Origin of the sequence: Candidatus Viridilinea mediisalina (genome assembly GCF_002532535.1) — a bacterium.
Taxonomy (GTDB): domain Bacteria; phylum Chloroflexota; class Chloroflexia; order Chloroflexales; family Chloroflexaceae; genus Viridilinea; species Viridilinea mediisalina.
Window position 1 is genome coordinate 1 of the sequence record NZ_NQWI01000084.1, and the last position, 21132, is coordinate 21132.

The 21132-nt window shown below is 57.7% G+C and carries 16 protein-coding genes; 15 read left to right on the plus strand and 1 reads right to left on the minus strand.

What is annotated here, in order from left to right:
* The 9 genes from CJ255_RS15375 to CJ255_RS15420 form a co-directional block, all read left to right on the plus strand.
* Nucleotides 1–1830, plus strand: a 1830-nt coding sequence (locus CJ255_RS15375) for a tetratricopeptide repeat protein (protein WP_133117010.1), incomplete at its 5' end; no start/stop codon positions are given.
* A gap of 379 nt (nt 1831–2209) precedes the next feature.
* Entirely contained in the window at nt 2210–3289 is a 1080-nt protein-coding gene (gene cmr1 / locus CJ255_RS15385) for a type III-B CRISPR module RAMP protein Cmr1 (RefSeq protein ID WP_245863474.1), read from the plus strand.
* The gene (locus CJ255_RS15390; protein WP_097644983.1) at nt 3286–4596 is read left to right on the plus strand and encodes an AAA family ATPase; all 1311 of its coding nucleotides are present in this window, start codon (nt 3286–3288) and stop codon (nt 4594–4596) included. The genes cmr1 and CJ255_RS15390 overlap by 4 nt, the downstream gene beginning before the upstream one ends.
* Nucleotides 4593–5318, plus strand: coding sequence for a hypothetical protein (locus tag CJ255_RS15395; RefSeq protein WP_097644984.1), 726 nt, complete (start codon nt 4593–4595; stop codon nt 5316–5318). The genes CJ255_RS15390 and CJ255_RS15395 overlap by 4 nt, the downstream gene beginning before the upstream one ends.
* Nucleotides 5315–6736 carry an RAMP superfamily CRISPR-associated protein gene (locus CJ255_RS15400; RefSeq protein ID WP_097644985.1) on the plus strand — a complete coding sequence of 474 codons (1422 nt, stop codon included), beginning with the start codon at nt 5315–5317 and terminating at the stop codon, nt 6734–6736. The genes CJ255_RS15395 and CJ255_RS15400 overlap by 4 nt, the downstream gene beginning before the upstream one ends.
* Nucleotides 6733–10164: a hypothetical protein gene (locus tag CJ255_RS15405; RefSeq protein ID WP_124681965.1), complete on the plus strand. Its 3432-nt coding sequence runs from the start codon at nt 6733–6735 to the stop codon at nt 10162–10164. The genes CJ255_RS15400 and CJ255_RS15405 overlap by 4 nt, the downstream gene beginning before the upstream one ends.
* 2 nt (nt 10165–10166) lie before the next feature.
* Complete coding sequence (cmr4, locus tag CJ255_RS15410; protein ID WP_097644987.1) at nt 10167–11159, plus strand: type III-B CRISPR module RAMP protein Cmr4; 993 nt, start codon at nt 10167–10169, stop codon at nt 11157–11159.
* On the plus strand, nt 11146–11517 hold the full coding sequence (locus tag CJ255_RS15415; RefSeq protein ID WP_097644988.1) for a hypothetical protein: 372 nt from the start codon (nt 11146–11148) through the stop codon (nt 11515–11517). The genes cmr4 and CJ255_RS15415 overlap by 14 nt, the downstream gene beginning before the upstream one ends.
* A gap of 3 nt (nt 11518–11520) precedes the next feature.
* Nucleotides 11521–12360 (plus strand): hypothetical protein, encoded by an 840-nt coding sequence (locus CJ255_RS15420; protein WP_097644989.1) that lies wholly within the window; start codon nt 11521–11523, stop codon nt 12358–12360.
* Between the two features lie 110 nt (nt 12361–12470).
* On the opposite strand, the gene CJ255_RS15425 is transcribed toward CJ255_RS15420, so the two are convergent.
* Nucleotides 12471–13313 (minus strand): HTD2 family dehydratase, encoded by an 843-nt coding sequence (locus CJ255_RS15425; protein ID WP_097644990.1) that lies wholly within the window; start codon nt 13311–13313, stop codon nt 12471–12473.
* 354 nt (nt 13314–13667) lie between these two features.
* On the opposite strand from CJ255_RS15425, the gene CJ255_RS15430 reads away from it, so the two are divergent.
* The 6 genes from CJ255_RS15430 to CJ255_RS15455 all read left to right on the plus strand — a co-directional run bounded on the left by CJ255_RS15430 (nt 13668) and on the right by CJ255_RS15455 (nt 20814).
* A complete protein-coding gene (locus CJ255_RS15430; protein WP_165774744.1) occupies nt 13668–14855 on the plus strand; it encodes a CaiB/BaiF CoA transferase family protein in 1188 nt (395 codons plus the stop codon).
* 368 nt (nt 14856–15223) lie between these two features.
* Nucleotides 15224–16444: a CaiB/BaiF CoA transferase family protein gene (locus CJ255_RS15435; RefSeq protein ID WP_097644992.1), complete on the plus strand. Its 1221-nt coding sequence runs from the start codon at nt 15224–15226 to the stop codon at nt 16442–16444.
* A gap of 407 nt (nt 16445–16851) precedes the next feature.
* Nucleotides 16852–17061: a hypothetical protein gene (locus CJ255_RS15440; protein WP_097644993.1), complete on the plus strand. Its 210-nt coding sequence runs from the start codon at nt 16852–16854 to the stop codon at nt 17059–17061.
* A 64-nt stretch (nt 17062–17125) separates the two neighbouring features.
* The gene (locus CJ255_RS15445) at nt 17126–18337 is read left to right on the plus strand and encodes a CoA transferase (protein ID WP_097644994.1); all 1212 of its coding nucleotides are present in this window, start codon (nt 17126–17128) and stop codon (nt 18335–18337) included.
* Nucleotides 18338–18557: 220 nt separating this feature from the next.
* Nucleotides 18558–19601: an HpcH/HpaI aldolase/citrate lyase family protein gene (locus tag CJ255_RS15450; protein WP_097644995.1), complete on the plus strand. Its 1044-nt coding sequence runs from the start codon at nt 18558–18560 to the stop codon at nt 19599–19601.
* A gap of 157 nt (nt 19602–19758) precedes the next feature.
* Nucleotides 19759–20814: a MaoC family dehydratase gene (locus CJ255_RS15455; RefSeq protein ID WP_097644996.1), complete on the plus strand. Its 1056-nt coding sequence runs from the start codon at nt 19759–19761 to the stop codon at nt 20812–20814.
* The last annotated feature ends 318 nt before the right edge of the window (nt 20815–21132 follow it).

Consider the following 21132-nt stretch of genomic DNA (forward strand, 5'->3'; position numbering starts at 1 on the left):
TCGCTCGACTACTCGCTGCGCCGCTTGAGCCATGAGCAGCGGGCGCTGCTGCCGCTGCTCGCCCCCTTTGAGGGTGGTACGAGTGAAGACGACCTGCTGGCGATAACCGAGCTACCTGAAGCGACCTGGCAACCCTTACGCGCCGCGCTCGAACGCGCCGCGCTGCTCAGTGTTGAATCCATTGGTTTTGATCCACCCTACCTCCGCTTCCACCCCATCCTCGCGCCGGCGCTGCGCGCCCGCCACGGCGAACCGGCGGAACTCTTGGATCGCTACGCCGCAAGCTACGCCACGCTGGCCAACTGGCTCTACCTCGAAGACAACCGCAACCCCATGGCGGTACGCGCCCTGGTGCAGCGCGAACTGCCCAATCTACGGCGCGCCCTGGGCCTGCGCGAGCGCCAGCAGGCCCATGAGCAGGTGGTGGTGATGGCGGATCGCATAGCCATGTTCCTCAACTACTTCGGCCTGGGCCGCGAACTGGCGCGGCTGCGTGCAGTGCAGGCGGCGGCAGCGGCGCAGGTGCAAGCGGCAGGGGGCTTGAGCCACGCCGCCTACCTGCAGGCGTCTGGCGCGGGCGAGGATGCCTACAACCGGGGCGACCTGCCCCGCGCCTACCAGCTCTTCAGCCAACTGCACGAACACATTCGCCAGCAGCCCGCTGGCGCAGCGCGCGGCCCCGGCTCCTACGAGGAGTCTCTTACCCTGATGAGGCTGGCGCGCTGCCTACGCTTCGGCGGGCAACCCGCCGCCGCCGAGCAGCACCTGCGGGCGGCGCTGGCGCTGGTTGAGGCGTTGATCACCCAGGCACCGGAGCAGCAGGGCTACACCCGCCAGCGCGGGGCGCTGCTCACCGATCTGGGCGATCTGCTGGTTGACCAGGGGCGCTACGCGGCGGCGCGCGAGGCGTATGAGGCGGGGCTTGTAGTAAAACAGCAAATTCAGGATGAGCGCGGGCAAGGGGTTGCACTTGGCCAACTCGGCACCCTGGCGCTCAGGCAGCGCAACTACAGCGAGGCGACACGGCGCTACGAAGAGGCGCTGACGCTCTTCCGCCGCCTCGACGAGCCAAGCGCCGAAGCAACCCTCTACCACCAGTTGGGCATAGTCGCCGAAGCGCAGCGCAACTGGACTGCCGCCGAGGGCTACTACCGCGAGAGCCTCACGATTGAAGAGCGCCACGGCAACCAGGCGGGCGCGGCGACGACCTGCAACCAGTTGGCCATCGTCGCCGTGGGTGCGGGCCGCCCCGCCGAGGCGGAGGGCTGGTATCGGCGGGCGTTGGCGCTTGATGAGCAGGTGCAGCCTGATAGCGCCTTACACGCCAGCCACCTCAACAACCTCGCCAATCTCCTCGCCACCGAGATACGCGCCGGGCGCATGGCGGCGACGCGCCTCAGCGAGGCGCAGGGCTATGCGGCGCGGGCGCTGGCGATCCGCGAGCAACTTGATGCTTCATCTGAAATCTGGATGACCCTGAACATCCTCGCCGATCTCGCCGACCTCGCGGGCGACGCTGCTGCCGTCGCCGCCTACCGCCGCCGCGAGCGTGAAACCTTCGCGCAGTTTGATGGGAACCGCTACCACATTGACCAGCCGTTTGGCGAATTGATCCAGGCGATTGTTGCCGCCGCGCAGGGCGCTGGGGCGGCGCGGGTAGGTGTGGAAGAACGACTTCCCCAACTGGAAGCCAAGGGCTGGCTCATCGCCGAGGCGGTGCGGCGCATCTGGGCGGGCGAACGCGCGTGGCACGGGCTGTGCGAGGGGCTGGATAGCCAGGATGCGCTGCTGGTGTTGCGGGTGTTGGAGGAGGTGGGGGATGAGGGATGAGGGATGAGGGATGAGGGATGAGGGATGAGGGATGAGGGATGAAGGATGAAGGATGAAGGATGAAGGATGAACGCCATGTTCGACAATCTGCAATCTGCAATCTACAATCGTAATTGGGACGCCATGTTCGGCAATCTACAATCTGCAATCTACAATCTACAATCGTAATTGGGACGCCATGTTCGGCAATCTGCAATCGGCAATCTACAATCGTAATTGGGACGCCATGTTCGGCAATCTGCAATCGGCAATCTACAATCGTAATTGGTATTATGACAGCAAATGAGCAGTCTCCTGTACTCTATTTCTGATACAATTGGGCGAAAGGCATGTGTAGTCACCCCAGCGCTTTGCGGAGGCGATCAGGATGGACGTAAGCATGAGGACGCTCACCCCCTTATGGACCGGCGGTGTCGAAACCGGCAGGGTGGATCGTCTCCACGAAACGGGTCTCCTTGGCAGTATGCGCTGGTGGATGGAGGTGCTGGTACGGGGGCTAGGGGGGACGGCCTGCGATCTCAGCGAGGCTACGTGCCGATTTGATAGCGAGGGATATAACAGATCTTCAGCCAATGATGAGCCCCAGCGTCTGCGTGATGCTGGTCTGTGCGATGTTTGCCAGCTATTTGGCGCAACAGGCTGGCGACGCAGGTTTCGGATCGAGGTGCTCGATGATCAGACCCGACCTATCTGGGAGGGCAATACGCCCCTGAACATCCGCCCACCCGATCGCACGCGGGGCTGGTTTTTGTCGCCAGGGCTGATGGGAACCTTCACGCTCCGCATCCAAGGCGATCAGGTTAGCCTTGGGCAATTGGCAGCACTACTGCTCTTCATGGAACGTTGGGGCAACCTGGGTGCCCGGGCACAATTGGGCTATGGTGCTTTTGCCCTTGAGGATCGGGAGATACTTGCTCGCATTGCCGGATGGAGCGACATCTCGTCAACAGTGGCCTTTCAAGACACCAATCAGGTTCATAAGCGGCTTCCTAATCTACAGTATTTCGGCTTCTTCCGGTATCGGTTTCGGCCTCAACAATCAGGGTGGTGGGCGCGGTTACCCGGTTTTGAGCGCGTTGTCGCACGGATCCGGCCCCTGGTTGAAAGCTACCAGACGGTTCCGCTGGTTCCGGTATTAAGAAATAGCTGGCGTTTTCAGTCCTGGCAGCGCGAGTGGGGTGATGCGGGCCGATTCTGGGGCATGCTGGGCCAGGAGCGCATCCGCAGCAAGGTTCAGATAAGCTGGGCCTATCCACGCGATGGCATGTGGGAACTCCACGGCTCGGCGTGGCTCCACGCTGTTCAGGCCGTACCAGTATGGGCCATGTTGAGCAATGTTGCGCACTGGAACCAGATGCTTGGCGTGGAAGGCGAGCTTGAGACCTTTCCGTCAGGCCCATGGCAGCCATGGTCAGCAGCGACGGTACGCACCTTTTTGGAACAGACTATACATCTATGATAGAGCGACTTATCATTCATCGTTTTCGTGGCATCCGCGACGGGCATATCAATCACCTACGCCGCGTGAACCTTTTGATTGGGCCAAACAACAGCGGTAAGACCGCGCTCCTGGAACTGCTCTATCTGGCAGGGACGAGCGGGAGATCGGCGCAGTTTATTCGCGACGATCTCCTCCCCAGTGAGAGCGGGGCGCTTCGCGCTACAACGTCACTGCGCTCTGATCTGCTCGGCCACGAGCCATTGCCGCGCGTGCGGCTGCGCCACGGCATGAGAGCGGTATGGGCCGACAATCCAGCGGTATTGACGCCCGAAGGCGGGATGGAGGTTAATCTTGCTGCACTGGCTGCCAACGGCACTGCGCCACCGTGGTTGTCGTTTCGGCTTGGCACCTCCTTGCCGGAGTGGGGAACCAAGGATGTCCATGCATTCACGAAGGCTGACCTGCAACGGTTGGCTCTGATGAGCCTGCCGCAGCCTCCGGCGCTTGATGCCAGTATGATTCCGCCGACGATAGCCGCAATCGCTGTTGCACCATCTACCGTGCGCTGGCACTACCTCTGGGATTCTGCCTGGGTGTATCGCTGGGAACGCCAAGCGCCTATCGATCATCTGGCGATCTGGATCGATGAGGGAGGAGCGCCAGCACCCGAGCGGGTGCTCTTCTACGATGTCCATACCGCGAACGCTCATCTCACGCAGCGGTTTGCCACTTGGGCCTATCGCTCCGTCCCGGACTGGTATGAACAGATTGCCCATCACTTGGCATGTGTATTCCCCGATCTCGCTGGCGCAAAGGTTGAGATCCTCGATGCCCCCGACGCGCAAAAGGGAAAAACTGGCTACATTCGCTTCCCTGGCCGCACACCACTGGCCATCGATCACTTTGGCGACGGTGCTCGTCACAGTTTCAAACTTCTCGCTACGCTGAGTGCGCTGGCCGCAACTGTTGATGAACGGCATCCTGGGATGCTGCTCTGGGAAGAGCCGGAGTTGGGTCAGAATCCGGCGACCCTGGTACGCCTGCTCGATCAGGTCATCGCGCTTGTCAAAGAGAAGCCGATCCAGGTCTTTTTGGCTACGCATAGTCTTGAGGTGCTTGCACACATGACGCGCCTGCTACAACGCGACGACGACTTAGCCCAGGAGACTAGGGCATTTCGCACCCAATTGCGCGACGGCACCTTTTCTGCCTCCTGGTTTGACGTAGACAACCTGACGGCCTGGCTGGAGTCAGGTCTCGATCCCCGTTTGGTGGAGGATTTCGGCCTACCGCTCCGGTTTCAATTACGCGAGGATGGCGTATGAATGTCTATGCCTTCTATGAGGGTTCAACCGAAGCAAACGTTGTTAAGAAAGTTGTAGAGAAAGTCCGTCGTGGAGTTGCCATAACACCGCCCGAAGCTCGCGGAAAGGACCAGATTAATCACCAACTAACAAGTACCCTGGCACCACTGCTAGAAGAACCACAATCTACCGCTTGTCTTGTGCTGCGCGATCTCGACGCGCATGAAGATGAAACCCCAGAGCGTATTGTCCAGAGCCTGAGCAATGCGCTGCGCAGAATGTTGAGCAAGCGTGGTTTTGACGTGATGCCAGACCTGCAACCATTGGCTGCCTATGAGCATGTATTCGTATGGGCATCAGCACAACCAGCCCTTCGCGTTGCACTCCATATTGCGACCTACCGCTGGAAGGCGGAATTTATCAAGGCGACCATTGATGACTACATTTTAGGGCTAGCATTGGAGCCAGCAATTGCCGCAGCGCTGGCGGAGAGTCAACACCTATTGATTGATGCTGATCGCTTAGTGATGAAGATAACCCAAGAACTTCCCGAACTCATGCTACAGAATGGAATCCAACTCGTCGAAGCAAAAGACTATGTACGGCTCTATGCAGCCGTGATCAAGATGCACACCGCACCACCAGTATTTGCCGAGAAAACGCTCAGCCATGCTAGTGATGCTAAAATAAGGGCTACGTTCGCACCGCTGCTTGCGGCGCTCGATTTTCTAGGAGAGCAATGATCTACGATTTCCAGGCCCAATTCGCCTTCGCACTCCAGGATGATGCCGTGCAGGGATTTGCCTTGCAATGGCTGGCTGGCGAGTCCGAGCGGCTGCCAGAGCGCTGGCAGATGCTCCAGGCAATCAGTGATCCTGCCGAGCGTCTAGCGATTCTATCCCAGGCTATGCTCAGCCCACATCTGGAGCGTGCTCGCAGTGGAACCCGCACCCAGAGCGGCGGCTACCGTTTTTGGGTCGCACAACGTGCGCCGGATTTCCTGCATAGGCGACGGGTCTGGATGCAGGAGCTAGGGCTGGAACCTGAACTACCCGATCTCGCACGCTTTCCGCCAGATTCCTGGGCGCTCCAGCTTCCCTTCACGCTTCGCAAGCCCTACCTAAGTAAAGACGACACTACATTCCATTTGCTCGACAACCCGGTGCGTAAGGAGAAGATCTTTCAGGTACCCATGGTTGCGGCAACAGGCTGGAAGGGCGCACTGCGCACTGCCCTGGTGCAGCACCTAGTTGCATGGTGGGGCAGCCTGAATGATGATGAGCGGCAGCAGTGTTCTCATCGCAGAATGTTCCTGCGACGGCGCTTCCAGATGGCACGGCTCTTCGGCAACGAGAAGGGCGTGCAGACTGATGATGCGAGTTTCGACGCCTTCCTAGATCAGCTTGGTGGCGAACGCCTAGCACAGATCTATCGCCGGGTGGTGCGGCGCTACCTGGCAGCGAGTGGCTTCGTTGCCGGACGACTCCACTTCTTTCCGACCTTCTTCGATCAATTGGGGCTGGAGGTCATTAACCCGCACAGTCGGCAAAGCGGTGTTGGCGAGCGTGGGCCGATTCTGCTCGAAGCTGTGCCGCAGGGCGCAACCGGAACACTGTTGCTGCTCTATGTGCCTTTTGGCAGGTTAAACCGGCGCGCAGTCGCCCAGGATCTCGAAATGACAGCCCAGGGTTTGCAGGCGCTGCTGACGACCTACGGCTTCGGGGCGAAAACCAGCAGTGGCTTTGGCGTGGTGGAAGAAGCGCTTGCCGGTCAGGGCAGGCTGGTGATCCGGGCTGCGCTGGCTGGGGCTGAACAAAAACCCTCGCGTCCGCTTGAACCAGAAATACCAGAGACAGTGCAACGTTTTCGTGAGCAATATCCTGATGAAGATTTTGGCTTAAAACCCAAAGAATGGCGTGACAAGCGCAAGGCGACTAGTCGTGAGCAAGACCAATACAAAGCAGCCCGAGCGGATTTCTCAGACTATCAGATACAACTGAGCGACTACCAACACCAAGTAGCTGACTGGGAAAAGGCAGCAGATGCTGCATCTCGGCAGCCACAGCCTTCTGTCACCGAGCGTATCTTCAACACCTTGAGTGACTTGCAGGAAGAGGCACAGCAGGTAGCCGCGCAGTTACGGCGTGGAGGTGAGGGATGAGTCAGTTAAAGACTTTGGAGCAGTATCGTGATGCACTTGTACGAGCCGCAGTAGGGGCACTTCTGCATAACTTGGGCAAAGTTAGCTCGCATTTTGTTAAGAAACAGTTAAACGTTGGTCATCAAGACTATCTCTATCAGCATATTGTGCAGCTTATAGACCAACATTGTGCTTCTCTACCTACTGGTTTATGGGATGGCTGTACTCGTTTAGTCCATTCAGATATTCTACAGCCACAAACAAAGACTCTTCTAAGTGGTTCTACTTTTACTTTACCTCAACCATTTGATGATCGTGCCTATGTTTCAGGTGATTTCATCGAGTATTTAGGACAGGGTGAACCATGGTATCAACAGAGAGACGGTAGACTTGGTATTGAATACATATTCCCGAACGGTTCTCGTCTGACGCACCTGATGAATCGCTCGCATCGTGGCGCTTCTGGTGGTGAAAAACAAGATATAGCAACTGCTCAGCAGCCAGATGCTCATCGTTTATGGTTGAGTACGCCGTTTGGGTGGGAAGTGCCCGCACCTTCTGTTGCAAAATCTGGATCTAACCCCTTTCCTGATATTGATGATCTTAGAATCGAGATAGAGTTAATCATTCAAACATTGCTGCCAAATGCATCAAGTTTCAATGATTTTGCGTCAAGATTACGTCCTTTGCTTGCTCAGGCCATTGCTGACACCCAACGACCGTTAAATGATATAACAATTTGGGACATCGGCCATACTGGGATGGCTTTGCTCATTACACAGGCTGTTGGTCTCATGCTCAAAGCTCAGCCTGTCGCTCATGAAGATCTGGCAAAAGCAGAACAGCATAATACGCTCTTCTGGCGAGTTCTTTCGGTACGCACGAATGGTTTAGCCTATTTACAAAGCCCATCCATTGCTGATTTGCGGGTGCGCCAAAGACTGATCAAAGAAGCATTTGATCATATTCAGCAAAAACTTGAGTCGTTGTTGTTAGCTTTTGAAGTGTATCGCGACGAAAATGGTGGCTTTTATCTTTTGCCTGATATGCCTTGCGATGAGTTCAAGAACGTTGAGAGTGAGATATCAGCACTTCAGGAAGTGGATGGGCTAAAACTCACTGCAACTATTTCTTCTGAGCAACTGACAAGTCATCCGAAGGATGCGGGGAAGTATGTTGGTGAATATATCAGCCAGCAGTTCCAATACCCCCCCATCCTTTCGTATACCCTTAACACCGTAGAAGAGGCATGGACAGATCAATATGCTGTGCGAGATATTTGTACAGCTTGCAATCTGCGACCACAGGGCTATGGAGCCGAGCAGATCACGGCCTATGCCCGAAATTCTCGCTATTACCGCGAGAAGGCTGAGTCGCGTAAGATCTGCTGCATTTGCATGGAGCGCCAGGCTGGTGTTGCGAGACAGTGGGCAACAGGTAATCTTGATCAACAGACAATCTGGATCGATGAAGTAGCCGACGTGAACGGGCGGGTGGCGCTGATAACGGGCAGTTGGGACGTAGATGTCTTCACCGCTCAGATGCTGTATCCACATAGCGATACGGCATCTGAACGAAGTGAATGGCTGCTTACGGTTGAATTTCTGAAGGGTAAGCCCCACGATCAAACACGATTTCGGCTACAAAATCGTGATTTTATCTGGGATGGTATCAGGGAGGTTCTGGTCGGTAGTGATAAAATTAGCAATGATAAGATTAGGTTCAAAACACAAACATTAAGTATTCAACATCCGATATTATCTTCAGCAACGCTGAAAGATGTTTCTCAACAACACGGAGATTTCTTGCTGGAGGTAAATGAGGATCTCACAGTCATTGGAGTTGGTGTCAACGTAAGATGCTGGGGACAGGATTTTGTAGTTGAGAGTCCTTACGTGATGAGGACACTTACCCCAGAAGCTAGAAACAAGGTACTGGAAATTGTTTTTTGGGATAAAAAATATCCTTTCAAAATTTGTAGCGAAAACAAGGTGAGCTTTATTACGTTTAATAACACGCACTCTAACGTACAATCACAGTCTTTTGCTAGACTACGCCGCATCTGGCAGACTACGCGCCAGTTCTGGCAAGATACTCATGCTGAATTGGCTCAATTATTATTAGATGATCGCCGTCGGGTGCTGCTCTACCTTGATCAAGAACCAGACCTTGGCCCTTTCCATGTGTACGACCTGGATCTTGGTGCCGTCACGTTGAGTGTGGTCTGGTATCCCCTCCAAGCAGATGGTAGTGGCGGCTACTTAATCTCAGCCGATAATCTCAATACCGTTGCGCGGCGTCTTGGCGCTGAACGAGATATTTATGAGCATGCTGCCAGTGCTGCGATCTGGCTTGAAGAGTATCTTCAACAACAGTTTATGCAGGGAAAGCGCCAGCTTATCCTGCATAATCCTGAAGCGACGCCTGGGAAACGTCAGCAAAATCTTCTGGCGGGTCGGCGGCTGATCAGAACTGAGCATCAGGATACGGCATATTCGATCGCCATCCCCATCTTCGCCGAGCCACGTAGCTTTATGGCGCTGGTGCCTGCTGACCAGTCTCTCGGCATTTTGCAGCAGATTAAGCTCAAATACGAACGCGAGATGGGCAAGGTGCGTAATCGTCTACCGTTGCAGCTTAGCGCGGTCTATTTCTCGCGCCGGACGCCCCTGCGTGCTGCGCTCGATGCCGGGCAGGCAATGCTGAAACGGAAAACGACGACCACTGTCTGGAACGTCAGATCGGTGGTACAAGGCGCTCTCCCAGCAGATACGAGCAATCTGGCCCAGGGAACCAGTCAGTTTCAGCAGACTATTACCATCACGCTTGAGCGCAATGGGCACACGATCGTCTGGCACGTACCCGCCGTGATGGGCGATGGTTCAACTCCTGATAACTGGTATCCCTATGTCTATTTCAAGCAGGATGCCCACGGCAATACGCAACCGGTCGGGCGGCAGCGTGTATTTTCCGACACTACCGGAGGTTGGCTCATGCATGCTGGTGATGCGCAGGAAGCTGATCAGATCTGCTTCACCCCCTCAACCTTCGATTTCGAGTTCCTCGATACTACCTCGCGTCGCTTCGAGCTTCATTATGGCGATGATGGCCGTCGGGTCAGCCGTCGCACGCGCCCGTTCTACCTCGAAGACCTTGACCGCCTGGAGGCGCTGTGGGGCTATCTGAAGCAGCTACAGCCAGCCCAGCGCTACCAGGTTGTCTCCACGATCGAGGCAACCCGCGAGGCATGGCATGGCACGGATAGCGATGGACAATCGCTTACCGATCCAGTCTTCCGGCAATTCGTGGCCGATACTCTGGCCGGGGCGGAATGGCGTGGCGATGCCTGGCAGAGCCATGGCGCACGTGACAGGCTGATTCAGGCTGGGGTACGCGGCGAACTGGCTGACCTGCTCGAATTGCGCATGGAAATTCTGAAGGAGCGTTGACGATGACAACCTACGAACGGCACCGGTTGCTTTTTATGACCACCGATCCCGTGCATATCGGCGCTGGCGGCTATCGGCTTGGTCGTGTGGATAATAGCATTGTGCGTGAGCCAGGGACGCGCCTGCCGAAGATCCCTGGTACGAGTTTGCATGGAGCGGCCCGATCCTATGCTGCGCAGGTGTATGGAACTCCATGGGCCGCAGGGCAAGAACACAAACATCCCGACAACCCCAATTTTGATCTAGGTGGTAATCCGGTCTGCTACACCTTCGGCTATCTCGAAAAGACGAAGCGCAACGGCGGCACAGCAGACACCACCGGCTACTCCGGTCTGGTGAATCTCTTTGATGCCCATGTGCTCCTTTTTCCGGTACATTCACTGGCCGGGCCGGTCTGGGTGAGCACGGCTTCGCGCCTGCACGATGTGGGCTTTACGGTGGATGGGCTACCAGCAGATTGGGCGACCGATAGTGCGCTGCTGACCTGGGAACGCAAAGACCCCTTGAACCTGGGCTGGTTGATGCTTAAGGTTGGCGATCAGGTGACGATCAGCGCACCAGATGCTTGGAACGATACACCGCGTTGGCAGGCGGTGCGCCAAAAGATCGTGCTGGTTCACGATGCGCTATTTAGCCAGATCGTGAATAGCAACCTGGAAGTGCGTACCTCGGTGGCGATCGACCCGGAACGCGGCGCCGCCGAAGATGGGGCCCTCTTTACCTATGAAGCTCTTCCTCGTGCGACCTTCCTGACGACAGAAATCGTGTTGGATGATTATCGCGGTGGCTTCGGCGAGTTTAGCCAGACCGAGCAAGGCGAACCGTTGCCGGGTGGCGCATGGTCAAGCCCGCTGGATGTGGTCAATGCCGGGTTGCGTATGATCGAATGGCTGGGCGTCGGCGGTATGGGTACGCGCGGTTTTGGCCGCATGGCGATCGTGGGCGAGCCGCTGATGCAACGCTTTGGCGAGGAGGTGAGCAATGCACAACCTTGATCGACTAGCTGCTCAGTATGCCCAGGCCATTGTTCAATCAGGCGATCAGCAGATCGAAACGACCGTAACCAAGGCATTGGGCGTACTCCAAGAGCATGGTGTCTACGCTTGTTTCCTCTATTTGTTGGCAAAAGAGAAGGATAATGGCAAAAAAGTCGTCGTCCCCGCGATGCTCGATTTGTTAGATAAACTGGATTTTGGTTGGAGCAAACCTCATAATGATCAGCCTGCAACCATTCTTCAGCATATCAGTGATACAGTAACTGCCGATCTGGAACGCCTGCTCCTCGCCAAGGAAATCTTGGAACAGATGCTGATCTATGCCCGCTACGGTGCCAAAGCACAGTCCAAGGAGTGATGTATGGCTTGGCATTGCTATAAGGTTATCTTGCGCCTACGCACGCCCCTCCATATTGGCTGGAGCAAAATAGGCAACGTGCAACGCACGCGCCCGTATATTACCGGGCGCGTCTTGTGGGGGGCGCTGACGATGCGCATGACGCGTGATCGCGCGCACCAGCAACGATCCGTTGCTTCGGCCCAAGCCTACCGCGACGTTGGTGAGCAGGTTCACCAGCAGCTTGCCTATAGCTATTTCTATCCCGCCACCGAGTCCAATCGCAGCTACCAGATTGCCTGGCCCTGGGAGCACCCAGCGCACTTTCGCTATCGCTTTCTGAGTAGCTATGGCAGCACTGCGCTCAGCTACCCCCAGCAGTCAGCGGCAACTGGCATGCTGCACGAGGTGGAGTTTCTTGCTCCGCATACCATTGATACTGGTGAACCAGTCTATGTTATCGGGTATATTTTCGTGGCCGATAGCTGCACCCTCCCTTGGCAAGCCGCGTTGCAACGCCTCCAAGTTGGCGGCGAACGCGGCTATGGCTGGGGTGATCTGGCGTTGATCGATTGCCAACCAGTAGATGGTGATAATCGTCTGTTTGAAGAGATTCGTTTTAATGGCAAAAATGAGCGTCCAATCCTCCAGATCGAGGCTGGGAAATCCTTGCTGGCTCATACGTGCGCGAATGGTACCGTTGCCGAGGGCGAGATCGAGCCGTTGGTAGGGCGTGAATGGCATCACCATCCTGGGCAGCAGGTGAAACATTCTGGTGTCTGCTTTGTTCCGGGAAGTAAGCTGGAACAAAACTCTGCTGCAACCAGATATTTTACGATTGAGCGTTTGGGAGTTTGGAAATAGTATGCAAGAGGATTATGATAACTAAACTCGTACACCACGGCGATTGCCGTGACGTTGCCGACCGAGGCTTGTACGCGGCGTTGCTGTGTCCTTCCTTATGCCCCCCCGCCTCAGCCTAGCCCGGCGCTCGCCCGTAACGCCACGCTGCCGTCGGGGGCTTGGGCTTCCAGCGCGACCTCAGTGTCACCTGGTAGCGCGACGAGGCGGAAGGGCGCAAGGTCGAAGAGCGGCGCTTGGCCGCGAAAGTTGAAGCTGGTGATCGGACGGGTAGTGTGCTGACGTACCAATTCCAAGAGCAGCACTGCGGTCAATGGGCCATGCACGACCAAGCCCGGATAACCTTCTGCTTCCATGGCATAGGGGCGGTCGTAGTGGATGCGGTGGGCGTTGAAGGTAAGGGCCGAGAAGCGGAAGAGCAAGGGCGTCTCAGGGGTGATCATGCGTGTCCACGCCCCCTCCGGCACCGCCGGTAGCTCGCTGGGGGTCGGGGCAGGCACGGGCGCTCCCGGCTCGCGGTAGACAATCTCTTGCTGCTCTTCGATGCAGCATTGCTCGTTCTGCAGGTAGGTGTAGTCAACCGTAACAAAAACGAGCTTACCACTGCGTCCGCTCTTTTGGTTGATGGCGCGGATTCGCCCTTCACGACGGGCCGGTTGGCCGATGCGGAGCGGTTGGAGGAAACGGAGCCGCGAACCGGCAAACATGCGCCGTGGCAGTTCAATTGGCGGCATAAAGCCGCCCCGCTGCGGATGGCCGTCAATGCTCAAGTGCGCCTGGGGCGCTTGGGGCAAAAAGTAGAACCACTGCCACAGGGGTGGTAGCGGCGTACCTGGCTCAAAGCTGTTGCTGGGTAGATCGAGCATTGCCGCCGCCGCACGCGCCTGCGTGGCACCAAGCTCATCTTCAACCGTCTCGGTACGGCCAAGCCAACTGGCGAAGGGATGATCCTCCATGAACGTCTCCTTCCTTTGCGACAGCCCCCACTCTGTCATATAATACCATTTACGATTGTAGATTGCAGATTGCAGATTGCCGAACATGGCGTTCCAATGAGCTTTTGCGTTCTTAATAATGCGGCATGTTCAAGGATAATTGGTATAATACCAGCATAGCTACGATTACTTCAAGGCATAACTACGGAGGGTCTCGACGTGCCAAAGCATGCTCGTGCGACTACGCATGGTGAACCAGAGTCCGAGCAGGCTGCACCGCAGCAGCCCGAGGCCGTGACGGAGGCGGGGACGCAGGCAGAGGCAGCGCCGCCAAGCCCGGCGTCGGATAACGTATCTGATCATGAGCAGTTGCCCATGAGTGGCATCCGTGTCATTGATGTTGGCAACTTTTTGGCTGGCCCCTACGCCGCTTCCATTTTGGGCGAGTTTGGGGCCGAGGTCTTGAAGGTGGAACACCCCATCTCTGGTGATCCGATGCGCCGTTTCGGGACCACGACGCGCCGCCATGATGCGACGCTCGCCTGGCTCAGTGAGGCGCGCAACAAGAAGTCGGTAACAATTGATCTGCGTCAGCGCGAAGGGGTGCAACTCTTCCTCAAGTTGGTGGCGAAGTCGGATGTGCTGATTGAGAATTTTCGCCCTGGGACGATGGAAGAGTGGGGCTTGACCTGGGAGGCGCTCAGTGCGGCCAATCCGGGCCTTGTGATGCTGCGTGTTTCGGGCTATGGCCAGACCGGTCCCTATCGGCGGCGTTCCGGCTTTGCCCATATTGCCCACGCTTTCGGCGGGCTCTCCTATTTGGCCGGGTTCCCCGGTGAGACGCCGGTGCTGCCTGGTACCGTGCCGCTCGGCGATTATATCTCGAGCCTCTATGGCGCCATTGGGATTATGGTGGCCCTGCGCTACCGCGAGCAGACGGGCCGTGGCCAGGTGATTGATGTGGGCATCTATGAGGCTGTGTTTCGCCAACTCGATGAAATTGCCGCCGCCTACGGGCTCCTTGGCAAAATCCGTGAACGCGAAGGCTCCGGCAGCTTTGTCGCTGTGCCCCACGGCCACTTCCGTACCAGTGATGATAAGTGGATAGCGATTGCCTGTACTACCGACAAGATGTTTGAGCGCCTCGCGGAGGCGATGGAACACCCTGAGTTGGCCTCGACTAGTCTCTATGGCGAGCAGCGCAAACGCCTCGCCGCCCGCGATGAGGTCAACCAACTTGTGATCGAATGGGTCGGCTCGCTCACCCGCGATGAGGTACTCGAACGCTGTTTGGCCAAAGAGGTGCCGATTGGCAAGCTCAACAGCATCGCCGACATCTTTGAAGATGAACACTTCCAAGCACGCGGCAACCTTGAACGCATCGAAGAGGACGGCCTGGGTGAAGTCGTTGTCCCCGGAGTAATCCCGCGTCTCTCCGCCACCCCGGGGCGCATCTCCAACCTGGGGCCGCAATTGAGCAACGCAACCTACGAAGTCATGCGTGAAATGCTCGACATCTCTGCCGACGAAATTAAGCGCCTGCGTCAGCAGAAGATCATTTAGGGGCAATACTTTTCAAATAAGCTCGCGCAAAGGCGCAAAGCCGCAAAGGTTTGGCGCTCCTATGCACAAAAACTCTGCGCCCTTGCGCCTTTGCGTCAAAAAACCCGTCGTATTTGAAAAGTATTGTTAGCGCGAAAAAGCTCTGGGCCGCGCCGCTTGGCTTCGACAGGCTCAGCCAGCGGCGCGGTGGCTGAGCCCTGAGCTTGTCGAAGGGTCGAAGCCACCGCGAGGTCGCCTGCCAACCCAAGGCTTTTTCGCGCTAACAAAGTATTGCATTTAGGGGCGCTCTGAAATCGGCACGCCCATAAAGAGTAGGGTTGGAAGAACATGGTTCTTCCAAAAAAACCAAGCTTGTCAAGGATGACACAATGAGCAAAAAAGACGCCTCCGTCCTGCCCCTCGCGGGCATCCGCGTGATCGATGTGGCAACGGTGATTGCCGCGCCCTACTGCGCGACCCTGCTGGGTGAGTTTGGGGCGGATGTCCTCAAGGTTGAACACCCCCTTGGTGGTGATGCCTTGCGCCGCTTTGGGACGCCTACGATCCGTGGCGATACTTTGACCTGGCTCAGTGAGGCGCGCAATAAGAAGTCGGTGACAATTGATCTCCATCGCCCCGAAGGGGTGGCGATCTTTAAGCAACTGGTCGCTGGTTCCGATGTCCTCTGTGAGAATTTCCGTACAGGTACGCTTGAACGCTGGGGACTAGGCTGGGAGGTTCTGCACAAGCTCAACCCGCGCCTGATTATGCTGCGTGTCACTGGCTACGGCCAGACAGGGCCCTACAGCGACCGCCCCGGCTTTGCGCGGGTAGCCCACGCTGTGGGCGGGATTGCGTACCTCGCCGGTATGCCCCGCGGTACGCCGGTCACGCCCGGCTCCACGACGCTCGGCGACTACATGACCGGGCTCTACGGCTGCATTGGTGTACTCATGGCCTTACGCCACCGCGACCGCACCGGCCAAGGGCAGTATGTGGATGCCGCGCTCTACGAGTCGGTCTTTCGCTGCACCGACGAACTCGCGCCCGCCTACGGCATGTACGGGGTGGTACGCGAGCGTCACGGCCCCTCGCACAACGACTTTGCCTGTCCCCACGGCCACTTCCCAACCCGCGATGGTGGCTGGGTAGCCATCTCCTGTGCCACCGACAAGCTCTTTGCGCGCCTCGCCCAAGCCATGGAGCGCCCCGAACTGGCCTCTTCCAGCATCTACGGCGACCAGAAGACCCGCCTTGAACATCGCCACGATGTCAACGAAATTGTGCGCGACTGGTGCGGCTCGCTCACCCGCGAACAGGTACTCGAACGCTGCTACGCCACCGGCACCCCCGCCGCACCCCTCAACAACATCGCCGACATCTTTGGCGACCGCCAGGTGCATGCGCGGCGCAACCTCATAGCCATTGACGAACCGGAGATCGGCGAAACCGTCATTGTCCCCGCAACCGTCCCCAAGCTCTCCGAGACGCCGGGCAGCATCCGTCACCTCGGCCCCAAGCTCGGCGAACACACCAACGAAGTCCTACGCGACCTCCTGGGCATGGACGAAGCAACGATTGCTGATCTGCATGCCAAGCGGGTAATTTGAGTGACGAGTGACGAGTGACGAGTGACCTAGCTACCCGACGGATGGGGGCGCAGAGCTAAAGCCCTGCGATGCAAAGCCCGCTTCGCGGGCTATACCTGAGAAGCTGTCTGAAAAGCTAGTGGGCACGCGTTGGAGTGCCGGCTTTAGTCGGCTGAAGCCGGCACTCCAACGCCAGTTGATAGACTTTTCAGACAGTCTCTGAAGGAATGGTTAGGGATGGTTTCAGGCTGCTTTACCATTTGCGCCGTTAGGTAGTGCCGACTTATGGTCTTCCAGAAATTAATCCGGTGTCGCGGCACGGGCTAGACCTGATAGATATGCCAGATCTGCGAGGTCTGGTTAGCGGATTATTTACTGGAAGACCATAAGTCGGCACTACGACGGTAAAGCTGAAAGGGGGAACAAACATGGCCAAGATTACGCCCTCATTGAGTAAGCATGAACGAGTCACCGACGTGTTGCGTGCGGCTGGTCTCCTTGCTGAACCAAGCGCCGAAATGCAAAAATTAGCCGCTGAATCAACCCTCACGCTCGAAGAGGCATGCGCAATCTTAGATCGCGCTGGGGGTAAACCGTTGAGTGAAGTCATTCTGGAGATGCGTGGGCCAAAAGTATGAGCCTCTTCTTCTGTGACTCCAGTGTGCTAGTCAAGCGTTACCTTAACACAAAGGCAAACACCCCATGAAAGGAATTCTCACCGGCCTACGCATCATCGAGGGCTCGGCCTTTGTCGCGGCACCATTGGGCGGGATGACCCTGGCGCAACTTGGGGCCGATGTTATCCGCTTTGATCCGATTGGCGGCGGGCTCGATTATCGGCGCTGGCCGGTAACCAAGGATGGGGCGAGCCTCTTTTGGGCCAATCTGAACCGGGGGAAACGTTCGCTGGCGGTGGATCTTCGGAAGCCGGAAGGTCAGGAGTTGCTCACGCGCCTCATCTGTGCGCCGGGTGAGGGCAATGGGCTCTTTAGTACCAACTTTCCGCCGCGTGGCTGGCTGAGTTACGCAGGGCTGCGCGCCCAGCGCAATGATCTCATTATGGTCAATCTGCTCGGACGGCGCGACGGTGGTTCCGAGGTGGACTACACGGTCAACCCGCAGCTTGGCATGCCCTGGCTCACCGGGCCAAGCGAAAGCAGCGCACCCGTCAATCACGTCCTGCCCGCGTGGGACATGATTGCAGGCCAGATGATTGCCGTTGGCCTGTTGGCCGCCGAGCGCCACCGCCGCATCACTGGTGAAGGCCAATTGGTAACCCTGGCACTCAAGGATGTCGGCCTGGCGATGCTGGCCAACCTTGGCCTCGTTGCTGAAGTGATGGTCAATGCCAGCGACCGCCCACGCTACGGCAACTATCTCTATGGCGCGTTTGGGCGCGATTTTACCACCCTCGACGGCAAGCGCGTCATGGTCGTGGGCCTGACGGCGCTGCAATGGAGCGCACTGCGGAAGGCAACCGGCATGGCTGAAGCCATAGACGCCCTGGGCGTGCGCTTGGGCCTCGATCTGAACGACGAAGGCAACCGCTTCCGCGCCCGCGAGGCGCTGGCCGATCTATTGGCCCCCTGGTTCCAAGTGCGTACCTTAGAGGAAGTGGCCGAAACCTTCAACACCCACCGCGTCACCTGGGCCCCCTACCGCACCATGCGCGAAGCCCTAGAACATGATCCCGACTGCACCCTCGCCAACCCGCTACTCACCATGATCGAGCAGCCCGGCCTTGGCACCTACCTCGCCCCCGGCTCACCATTAGACTTCAGCGCCATCGAACGCCTACCCGCCGCCCCCGCACCGCGTCTCGGCCAGCACACTGAAGAGATTCTCAGCGAACTGGGCCTCAGCAGCGGCGAAATTGCCCAGCTTTTTGACAACCAAGTTGTTGCTGGTGCGTAATGAAGAAAAGAGGAACAAAGGAACAGAGGAACAGGAGAACAGGAGAACAGAGGAACAGGAGAACAGCATGAGCCCTCTGGCGAAGTGGGCGTGGGAGAACATGGTTCTCCCACCTCACCCCCACGTGGGCGTGGGAGAACCATGTTCTCCCACCTCACCCCCACGTGGGCGTGGGAGAACCATGTTCTCCCACTACCCTCCCATAAGGAATAAAAAAACTATGAAAGCCCCAATCCACTTCTACAAGCCCCTGGCGACGGGGGCACCGCAGCCGTTGCGCGAACTGCCCGTGCGCCCTGAGCGCATGATCCACTTCTTCCCGCCCCACATCGAGAAGATCCGCGCCCGCCTGCCTGAGACCATACGCCAGGTTGATGTTCTCTGCGGCAACCTAGAAGACGCCATCCCCGTCGAGGCCAAAGAGTCCGCTCGGGCTGGCTTTATCGAAGCGGCCCAAGCGCTCGACTTTGGCGACACCGCCCTCTGGATTCGCGTCAACGCCCTCAATAGCCCCTGGGTACTTGATGACCTCAGCGAACTCGTGGCCAAGGTGGGCAACAAACTCGACGTTGTGATGATTCCCAAGGTAGAGGGGCCGTGGGACATCCACTTTGTCGATCAGTTCCTCGCGCTGCTCGAAGCCAAGCACCAGGTCACCAAGCCGATCCTCATCCATGCGCTGCTCGAGACAGCCCAAGGGGTCGAGCATGTCGCCGCGATTGCCGGAGCCAGCCCACGCATGCACGGCATGAGCCTCGGCCCCGCCGATCTCGCCGCCTCACGCGGCATGAAGACCACGCGGGTCGGCGGTGGCCACCCCTTCTACGGCGTCCTCGCCGATCCCATCGCAGGGAGCGACACACGCGCCTTTGCCCAACAAGATCTCTGGCACTACACCGTCGCCCGCATGGTAGACGCCTGCGTCGCCCGCGGTATCCGCGCCTTCTACGGGCCCTTTGGCGACCTGAAAGACGAAGCGGCCTGCGAGGCCCAATTCCGCAACGCCTTCCTCATGGGTTGCAGCGGCGCATGGTCACTCGCCCCCAACCAGATCGCCATCGCCCGCCGCGTCTTCAGCCCCGACGTCAACGAAGTCCTCTTTGCCAAACGCATCCTCGAAGCCATGCCCGACGGCAGCGGCGTCGCCATGATTGACGGCAAAATGCAAGACGACGCCACCTGGAAACAGGCCAAAGTCATTGTAGACCTGGCGCGCATGGTGGCGCGCAAAGACCCTGAGTTGGCGGAAGCCTACGGTTTATAGGGTATCGGGTATCGGGTATCGGGGGAACATGGTTCCCCGCACGGGGGCGTGGGGGAACATGGTTCCCCCACAGCATAGATTCAGGGGCGCAGGGGAACATGGTTCCCCGCATGGGGGCGTGGGGGAACATGGTTCCCCCTAGATTAAGGAGATACCATTGGGTAGCCCAAAAACCCAACATGGCAACTACTTCGAGGATTTTCACCTCGGCCAGACCATCATCCACGCCACGCCGCGCACCGTCACCGCAGGCGATGTAGCGCTCTATACGGCACTCTACGGCGGGCGCTTTGCGCTGCCCTCTTCCGATCTGTTTGCCCAACAGATGGGCTTGCCCCAGGCACCCGTCGAGAGTATGTTGGCCTTCCATATCGTCTTTGGCAAAACCGTACCCGACATCTCGCTCAATGCGATTGCCAACCTCGGCTATGCCAATGGCCGCTTCGGTCAGCCCGTCTATCCGGGCGATACCCTGAGCAGCACCTCGGAGGTGTTGGGCCTGCGCCAGAACCGCGACGGTAAAACTGGCGTCGTCTACGTTCGCACCATTGGCGTCAACCAGCGCAACGAGATGGTGGTTGACTATGTGCGCTGGGTCATGGTACGCAAGCGCGATCTGAACGCACCCGCGCCAGAGACGGTCGTGCCAAGCTTGCCTGATGCGGTTGCAGCCGAAGATCTGCTCGTCCCGCTCGGTAGTGCGCCGGGAAGCTACGACACAGCGCGGGCCGGTGGGCCGCACCGTTGGGGCGACTATGCACCCGGCGAGCGCATTGATCACCTGGATGGCATCACAATCGAAGAGGCCGATCACATGCTCGCCACACGCCTCTACCAGAACACGGCGCGTGTCCACTTCAACCAGCATGTCGAACAGGCCGGGCGCTTTGGGCGGCGCATCGTCTACGGCGGACACATCATCAGCATGGCGCGGGCGCTATCATTCAACGGACTTGCCAATGCTCAATGCATTCTCGCCATCAACGGCGGGCGTCACACCAACCCCAGCTTCGCGGGCGACACGATCTACGCCTGGTCGGAAGTCTTGGAGCGCAGCGCACTCGCGGGCCGTGATGATGTAGGTGCCTTGCGCCTACGCACCGTCGCCACCAAAGACCGGCCCTGCCACGATTTTCCGTATAAGGATGGAGAAGGCAACTACGATCCGGCGGTCGTCCTGGATTTTGACTATACCGTATTGCTGCCGCGCTGATTCAGATTGTAGATTGTAGATTGTAGATTGTAGATTGCCGAACATAGCGTCTCAATGGGCGCTAGTCTTCTTGATTGTAGATTGCCAAACATGGCGTCTCAAGGCGCTCCTCCGCTGAAAGCGCTGTTCTGAACCCTCCCCTCATGCAACAAAAGCGCCCCATTGCACGTAGATATATGTAGAGATGCCGTGGCTCATACCAACCACTGCTGAACAGACTGTATACTCAACAACATACAAGCCCAATCTCCAATCTCCAATCTCCAATCTCCAATCTCCAATCTCCAATCTCCAATCTCCAATCTCCAATCTCCAATC